General features: G+C 43.0%; 8 protein-coding genes. 3 read left to right on the top strand and 5 right to left on the bottom strand.

Annotated elements, in window-relative coordinates:
• Nucleotides 1-226: 226 nt before the first annotated feature.
• The 5 genes from CDG79_RS37610 to CDG79_RS37590 all read right to left on the bottom strand — a co-directional run bounded on the left by CDG79_RS37610 (nucleotide 227) and on the right by CDG79_RS37590 (nucleotide 2,556).
• Nucleotides 227-463 (bottom strand): DUF6887 family protein, encoded by a 237-nt coding sequence (locus tag CDG79_RS37610; protein WP_094346630.1) that lies wholly within the window; start codon nucleotides 461-463, stop codon nucleotides 227-229.
• On the bottom strand, nucleotides 450-638 hold the full coding sequence (locus tag CDG79_RS37605; RefSeq protein ID WP_094346629.1) for a DUF6888 family protein: 189 nt from the start codon (nucleotides 636-638) through the stop codon (nucleotides 450-452). Before CDG79_RS37605 ends, CDG79_RS37610 begins: the two co-directional genes overlap by 14 nt.
• A 64-nt stretch (nucleotides 639-702) precedes the next feature.
• The gene (locus CDG79_RS37600; protein WP_094346628.1) at nucleotides 703-999 is read right to left on the bottom strand and encodes a DUF7734 family protein; all 297 of its coding nucleotides are present in this window, start codon (nucleotides 997-999) and stop codon (nucleotides 703-705) included.
• A gap of 36 nt (nucleotides 1,000-1,035) precedes the next feature.
• The gene (locus CDG79_RS37595) at nucleotides 1,036-1,632 is read right to left on the bottom strand and encodes a DUF3177 family protein (protein ID WP_094346627.1); all 597 of its coding nucleotides are present in this window, start codon (nucleotides 1,630-1,632) and stop codon (nucleotides 1,036-1,038) included.
• 678 nt (nucleotides 1,633-2,310) lie between these two features.
• Complete coding sequence (locus CDG79_RS37590; protein ID WP_094346626.1) at nucleotides 2,311-2,556, bottom strand: Calvin cycle protein CP12; 246 nt, start codon at nucleotides 2,554-2,556, stop codon at nucleotides 2,311-2,313.
• A 371-nt stretch (nucleotides 2,557-2,927) separates the two neighbouring features.
• Here CDG79_RS37590 and CDG79_RS37585 point away from each other — a divergent pair, with 371 nt between their 5' ends.
• The 3 genes from CDG79_RS37585 to CDG79_RS37575 all read left to right on the top strand — a co-directional run.
• Nucleotides 2,928-4,163, top strand: coding sequence for an FIST signal transduction protein (locus CDG79_RS37585; RefSeq protein WP_094346625.1), 1,236 nt, complete (start codon nucleotides 2,928-2,930; stop codon nucleotides 4,161-4,163).
• Between the two features lie 570 nt (nucleotides 4,164-4,733).
• Complete coding sequence (gene kdpA, locus CDG79_RS37580; RefSeq protein WP_094346624.1) at nucleotides 4,734-6,479, top strand: potassium-transporting ATPase subunit KdpA; 1,746 nt, start codon at nucleotides 4,734-4,736, stop codon at nucleotides 6,477-6,479.
• Between the two features lie 109 nt (nucleotides 6,480-6,588).
• On the top strand, nucleotides 6,589-7,697 hold a 1,109-nt coding region (locus CDG79_RS37575), incomplete at its 3' end, for an HAD-IC family P-type ATPase (protein ID WP_189525268.1).

Raw genomic sequence — 7,697 nt, 5'->3', positions numbered from 1 at the left:
GCTGAACAGATATACTACACAATAATTGTTAAAGTTCAGGATGCTTTAAGGCTGACAAGATAATATTTTTAACCTCTAATTCCTTTTGATTTGCGTTCTCTCTTATCGCTTTTAGTCTAAACTCCAGATCTAAGCCCATCCAATAATGCTAACAGTGTAACCAGTCTGTCTTAACTGCGATCGCCTAACCAACACTATAAATTAGTAGATAACCTTTCTTTAACTCTCACAAATCACTAGTGTTAGCCTGCTGACTAATGCTTCTTGCTGCTTCTAGCTTTTGGCGAATCGCTGCTTGAACCTTCTCATCAAAATCGGGATCATTGGGGCTTGCGACAATCCTACGCGGACGCTGATTAATCCTGTCCAAGTATGCTTGAAAAGCAGCTTGATCCCCGCGATGCCTGAGAAAATACTGTTTCAATTCAACATCAGACATTAAATCGTAATTAATTCGGCTCATCACACAACTCTCGGTTGGGTAAAATCTGGAATTCAATCTCTTCGTCATACCCAGCAAGAATGTATACATTACGAGTCCGATTATCAACACAAATGAGGTATATGGGCTGAAGCATGATATACGTCAGTTGATAACTAATACGATACAAACTTGCGACTTGATCAGCAGTAGGCATTTTAGCTAATTACACCCTCTGCTCCCCATTTTACCAGTTCCGCATAACTGCCCAGTTAATATAGTTAGATTCCTACTTCTGATAATAGAGCTTCCATAGCTTCCCAAGAAATTCCTTGTTGAATATAACGGGGTGCTTCAGGATTGTAAGGACTGGCTACTCGGTCAATGTTGAGGATCTTTGCCCCATCTGGTAGAACTGGTACATCTGCATCAAATGCCGTTGGACGCATCAAAGAACTAGAAAAGCCTTTAAAAATAGCAATTGTATCTTGCTCATCGGCAATTTCCACCGTTACAATTAGGACTTCTTGGGGGCGTTTAGCGGTGTATTGTTCCAGTCGCTTACCAATGGAATTCATTTTTTTAAAAGTATGGGTATGGTTGCGTAGCGACAGTTATTGTGGTGAGGCTGAACGTCCCTGCTTGCCCAGCTTAATCAGAACAAAATAGCTTAAGTAAACCACATAAATTACTAAACTAGTTATTCCAAGAAAACCTAAGAACTCAGCTTTGCTATTAGCATGAAAATATTCTTTAAATAACAACGGAACCTCGAACCAAACTCGACAATAGGCAGTCTTCATCATATTGCCAGAAAAAGCACAACCCAAAAATGGGATAAAGGCTAGTGTACCCAAAGAACAATAAACAGTTGTAGCCCAGCGCCAAGAGGTAAAAATAAATTTCAAAGCGCCACTGGTTTGATACTCAATTTCATCGTTGATATCCACCCAGAACCACAGCGAAACTACGATCAAAATCTGAGCCATCAATCCAGAGATAAAGCTAACAGGATACTGGGCAATCATTAAGTAAATCGTGATTGCCACTAGGCTTGATACTCTCCAATATATACTCAATAAGCGTTGTATACCTTCTACTTTTTGCACAAATGCCCAAATCAGAAGAATTAGCGGAATAATTACCAGGAATAATACTGCCAATCGGTAATCAATCCAGACGAAAGGGCGAAACCAAACGTTATAGTCCATAGTTTTTCTCAAACGATAAATAAAACAATTTAAACTAAAAGCAAGTATCCATAACTGACAAACCTGTAAGCTATTAGCTAGCTAGTAGTCTATCTATATTACAAACAGTTTAATCAAAGCACAAAATCTAGCCTCAAGACTGCGCTCTAATCTCTTGGTGGAAGCAAGTGGCTACCCAACTTATACCATTTCACACAATTTATGCTATAAACACGTTTGTAGGGGCATACAAATGTACGCCCCTACAGCCAACTCATTTGTTGCAAAGATTTTTGGAAAAGCTATTACATGGTAAATTGTTTAATTTACTTTCCTAAATCTCTCTATTTGGCAAAAAACAAGCAACTCAAAGATCCTCAACTTAGATTTTGCACCTACTTGTAGTAGCATCAGGGAGCCTATTAAAAATCTACCCAGCAGCTATATACTTGATACTTGCGGACAAAACCCCAATTTTCTTGGATGTAAAGGTTTGTTTTTCAAGATAAAAATTCTCAAAGTTTAACCCTGATACATCCGTAACTCCAGATATTTCATCAATTTTTTGCCCGTTGGAGAAAATTATGAAAGAGGGAGAGTACGGTTTTAGGCGGAAGTAGCGTAAAAGTGCGAAATCTCAGTAAGTAAACCCTGGTTTCTTGATGACAAACGAATAGAAAATTTACCTAATTTCAATTTCTAGTCGTCATAAACCCGGCATTCAATTGCATCTGGGTTGTCATCACAATACTGTTCTAGAGAATTTTTTGGCTTGCTTTGGCGCTTGTGGGAAGCTTCGGCTTGCAATTCTTCTACTGCATCCCAAGCAGCAGCACACTCTGGTGAGTTACTACCATTAACGTCACAGACAGTACGCGCTTGTTCTACTTCTTCTTGGATTTGGTCTTGGATGCCGCTCTTTGTTGTTTCTTGGATGTTAGTCATTGCTTTAGTCTCGTTGTGTGTTGTTAATACTAGTATAGAAAAAGTTCAGGAATGGCAGATTTTAGCTTGATTACTAACTATTCTAACCATTCAGTTCATAAGTTAGTACTTTAGCCTATTGATTTATAACCAATACAGTAAACTGCCGCATCTATAATGCATTCATCTTTATTTTTTAAGATTTTGTGGAATTAGAACCATAGATAAACAATCATACAATATATTTAGATGCATCTATATAGGGAACGACAACCCCAGCTTCTTGGGATGGAGGAGACAAAAGGCTGGCACTAATTCTTGTAGGATGCAATTTTTCCCAAAATAAAAGATCAAAACCTACTAGCCTAAAAAGAGAAAGAAGCTCAAAACTCATGGCAGACCAAATGCAGTGGGCAAACGCCCTATCAACCCGTCATTCTTTAGAAGCCGCCGTTACAGATGTGGTGGAACGAGCTGTCTCATCATTGACAGCACCTGCGGATCTAGGACTGGTATTCATTTCGTCTGCTTTTGCGAGTGAGTATTCCCGATTATTACCCTTGTTAGCTGAGAAACTTTCTGTACCTGTATTAATTGGCTGTAGCGGTGGAGGTGTAATTGGGACGACAGTTGGCGGAGAAACCCAAGAACTGGAAGCCGAACCAGCTATTAGCTTGACTTTAGCACATCTTCCAGGGGTGAAGATTCAAGTCTTTCATGTTGTTGCTGAAGAATTACCTGACTTAGATAGTTCTCCAGATGCTTGGGTTGATTTGATTGGTGTGCCAGCATCACCGACACCTCAGTTCATATTGCTGTCTAGTTCTTTCGCCTCTGGAATCAACGATTTGTTGCAGGGGTTAGATTTTGCTTATCCAGGATCGGTGATTGTGGGAGGACAGGCCAGTGGTGGAGGTATGGGTGGCCGTGTTGCCCTATTTTGTAATGAGACTGATGGCGAGGAATGCCAAAGCCTGCATCGTGAGGGCACTGTTGGGATAGCTTTGACAGGCAATATTGTTTTGGAAACGATTGTAGCCCAAGGATGCCGACCGATTGGCAAACCATTGCAAGTTACAAAAGCCGATCGCAACATCATTTTAGAATTAGATGAGCAAGTACCGCTAGTGGTGTTGCGAGATTTGATTGCCGGTCTTAGCGAACACGAACGGACTTTAGCACAGCACTCTCTGTTTGTTGGCGTGGCGATGGATGAGTTTAAGCTGGCTTTACAACAGGGAGACTTTTTAATTCGTGGTATTCTTGGGGTCGATCCAACAGCTGGGGCGATCGCAATTGGCGATCGGGTTCGTCCCGGTCAAAGGCTGCAATTCCACCTGCGCGATGCCCAAGCCTCTGCTGAAGACCTAGAATTACTCCTCCAAAGTTATCAAACCCAACGAGAATCTGAACCCTCTGCCGTAGCCGCCTTAATGTTTGCTTGTCTGGGGCGAGGTGAAGGACTCTATGGTAAACCCAACTTTGATTCTGAACTATTTCGCCGCTACCTCAGCGATATTCCTGTAGGCGGCTTTTTCTGTGGTGGTGAAATCGGCCCTGTCGGTGGCAGAACCTTCTTACATGCCTACACTTCCGCATTTGGGATTTGTCGCCAAAATCAGTTATGAGTTATGAATTAGACTCATGACTCCTCACACTCTAGCAATCTTATCTGATTTGTGAAACCCCCAACTTCTGAAAGAAGTCGGGGATTTAACTTTTTACGAATGATTTATATGTCAATACAGTTCAGTTAAGGCTAAAACTTTTTACCAAAGTCATTTTTTTTAACGTAGACGCTTCTCTACGAGACGCTACGCGAACGGCTTGCCGCAGGCTACCGCAAACGACGCATAGACGCGGAGCGGCTTCCCGCAGGGTAGGACGCAGAGAGAAGAAAGAAAGGCTTAACTGAACCCTATTGATTTATATGTCTTTCTATATTTGCAGATATATATCAAGATAAACGCTCTGAAGACTTATCTATATAGACAAATATATTTCTTGTATAGCCTAGTTTAAATATTAATTTATACCTTGTATTCTCTAACAAAAAGCTCGATGATTGATTGAGAAAGGACATAGTTATAGGTTAGCTAATAATAATGTCAATATAACTCATTATTTTTTCTGATTCATCCCAAGAAAATATCTGATATTCCTCTGAAATTTATTCATGTCGGAGTTTAAATAATCCCATGCTACAAGGATGGATTCAAATTGCATTAACGCTACTAATTATAGTAGCAATCACTCCATTTTTTGGGCGCTATATGGCGCATGTCTACCTAGAAGAAAGGACTTTTCTCGACCCAGTTTTGAATCCGGTTGAGCGGCTGCTTTACGCCTTGGTTGGCGTTACAAGCAAAGAAAATATGACGGGCTGGCAGTATGGGCGGGCAATCGTCTACAGCAATGTAGTAATGGGGCTGCTGCTTTTCTTTATCATTATGAATCAGGGATGGTTGCCCCTCAATCCCACGGGAATAAATGCCCCAACTTGGGATACAACGCTGCATACTACCATTTCCTTTATTACTAATACCAACCAGCAGCATTATTCTGGTGAAACCTACCTGAGCTATGCCAGCCAAATGTGGGGACTGGGTTATCACATGTTCACGTCTGCTGGCACTGGTTTGGCGGTAGGAATTGCTTTTATTCGGGGATTGACGGGTAGATCCTTAGGCAACTTTTATGTAGACCTAATTCGCTCGATTACCCGAATTTTGCTGCCTATTTGTATTGTGGGCGGGATTGTGATGATAGCTGCTGGCGTTCCCGAAACTCTGGCAGGTGTAGCTGTATTCCCTACCTTAGAAGATCCGAATATTAGTCAGGCGATCGCTCGTGGCCCTGTTGCCCATTTTGAAATTATCAAGCAATTAGGGGAAAACGGCGGTGGCTTTTTCGCCATCAACTCAGCCCACCCCTTTGAAAATCCCAGCGCATTTACGAATTTAATTCAGATCGTGGCAATGCTTTCCATTCCCACATCCCTAATCTACACTTATGGTTTGTTTGCCAATAACACCAAACAAGCGTGGTTACTCTACGGTATGGTCGGTGTTATTTTTCTCGGATTTCTGGTCATCACTGCAATTGGAGAATACAACGGCAATCCGGCTGTAAACACGCTTTTGGGCAGTCAGCAACCGAATCTAGAGGGTAAAGAAGTCCGGTTTGGCTGGGCACAATCGATATTATTTGCGGTAAGTACAACCGGAACCATGTGCGGCGCAGTTAATAGTTTCCACGACTCATTCATGCCCGCAGGCGGTTTTATTTTTCTCTCTAATATGTTCCTACAAATCATGTGGGGTGGACAGGGTACTGGAACAGCTTACTTGTTTGCCTACAGCATTTTGGCGGTATTCGTCACAGGTTTGATGGTGGGACGCACCCCAGAATTTTTGGGACGCAAGATTGAAAAGCGGGAAGTCGTACTTGCTAGCTTCCTGATTTTGCTAGTTCACCCGATCGCCATTTTAATTCCGGGGGGAATCGCCTTAGCTTTTCCTGACCAATTGGCAGGGATTAGTAATCCTGGCTTCCACGGCTTTTCTCAGGTGATTTACGAATATGCCTCAGCTGCTGCGAACAACGGTTCTGGCTTTGAAGGCTTAGGAGATTCACAACCTTCACCGTTAGCGATCGCTACAGGGACAAAAACAACTGTAACCGCTTTGTGGTGGAACTTGAGTACCTGCTTCAGTTTACTCGCTGGCCGCTATATCCCAATTTTAGGTTTGCTGTTATTAGCAGATAGCATGTCTCGCAAGCAAGCTGTTCCCTACACCACAGGTACATTGCGAACCGATACCGGACTATTTACAGGCGTTACCGCAGGCGTAATTTTAATCTTGGGCGCACTTACATTCTTCCCAGTGCTGGCATTAGGCCCCATCGCTGAAGCCTTTTTTATCGCCAAAGGTATTGGGTAGGGAGTAGGGAGAAAGCAGGGGGAGAAAGAACTAATACCCAATGCCCAATTCCCAATTCCCCATTCCCAATTACGAATTACGAATTACGAATTACGAATTAATTTAATGTATGCCAATTACTACTGATTCTCCTTCAACCCGTACTCCATCTGGAACTCGTGACTCGCGCAGGCACACCCCCAAAGCAGATATGCGGGGACTTTACCAGAGAGCAGTTCGGGAGTCATTTGTCAAGCTAGATCCTCGAATTACAGTCAAAAACCCAGTTATGTTTGTTGTCTGGGTGGGGACAATTGTCACCTTCTTAGTAACTCTGAACCCAAATCTGTTTGGCACAGTCCAAGCAGATATCAATCAACAACGTTTGTTAAACGGGTTGATTACCTTCATTCTCTTTTTTACACTGGTTTTTGCTAACTTTGCCGAAGCCGTAGCTGAAGGACGCGGTAAAGCACAGGCTGATTCACTGCGATCCACGCGATCGGATACGATCGCTAATAAAATCCTCCCTGATGGTTCCGTACAACAAGTCAATTCTACGGAACTGCGACGGGGCGATTTGGTGAAGGTGGTTGCAAATAATATGATTCCCGCCGATGGGGATGTAATTAAAGGCATTGGCTCAGTGGATGAGTCTGCGATTACTGGGGAATCTGCCCCTGTATTGAAGCAACCAGGTACGGATATTGCCAGTTCGGTTACAGGCGGTACACGCCTCCTCTCAGATGAGTTGACAATCCGCATTAGTGCCGATCCTGGTCAAGGCTTTATCGATCGCATGATTGCCCTAGTAGAAGGGGCACAACGTACCAAGACTCCCAATGAGATTGCTTTGACGGTATTGTTGGCAGTGCTAACTCAGGTGTTCTTGATTGTAGTGGCAACTATGCCGCCATTTGTTAGCTACATCGCCAACTTTATCAGCACAGCCTTTGGCCCGGAAGCGGGAAACAGTTTACGTACTGGTGGTAGCGTTGCCATTCTTATCTCCCTACTGGTAGCTTTGATTCCTACAACTATCGGTGGTTTACTCAGTGCGATCGGTATTGCAGGGATGGATAGGGTTGCCCAATTCAACGTCATTGCTACCTCCGGTCGAGCAGTAGAAGCCTGCGGCGACATCAACACCTTGGTGCTAGATAAGACAGGCACAATCACCTTGGGAAACCGGATGGCTGATGAGTTTATTCCTCTGGATAATCACTCACTAGAAGATGT

This window comes from Nostoc sp. 'Peltigera membranacea cyanobiont' 232, from assembly GCF_002245985.1.
GTDB lineage: Bacteria > Cyanobacteriota > Cyanobacteriia > Cyanobacteriales > Nostocaceae > Nostoc.
The sequence above is the reverse complement of the archived record's forward strand: the minus strand, read 5'-3'. Positions and strand labels throughout refer to the sequence as shown.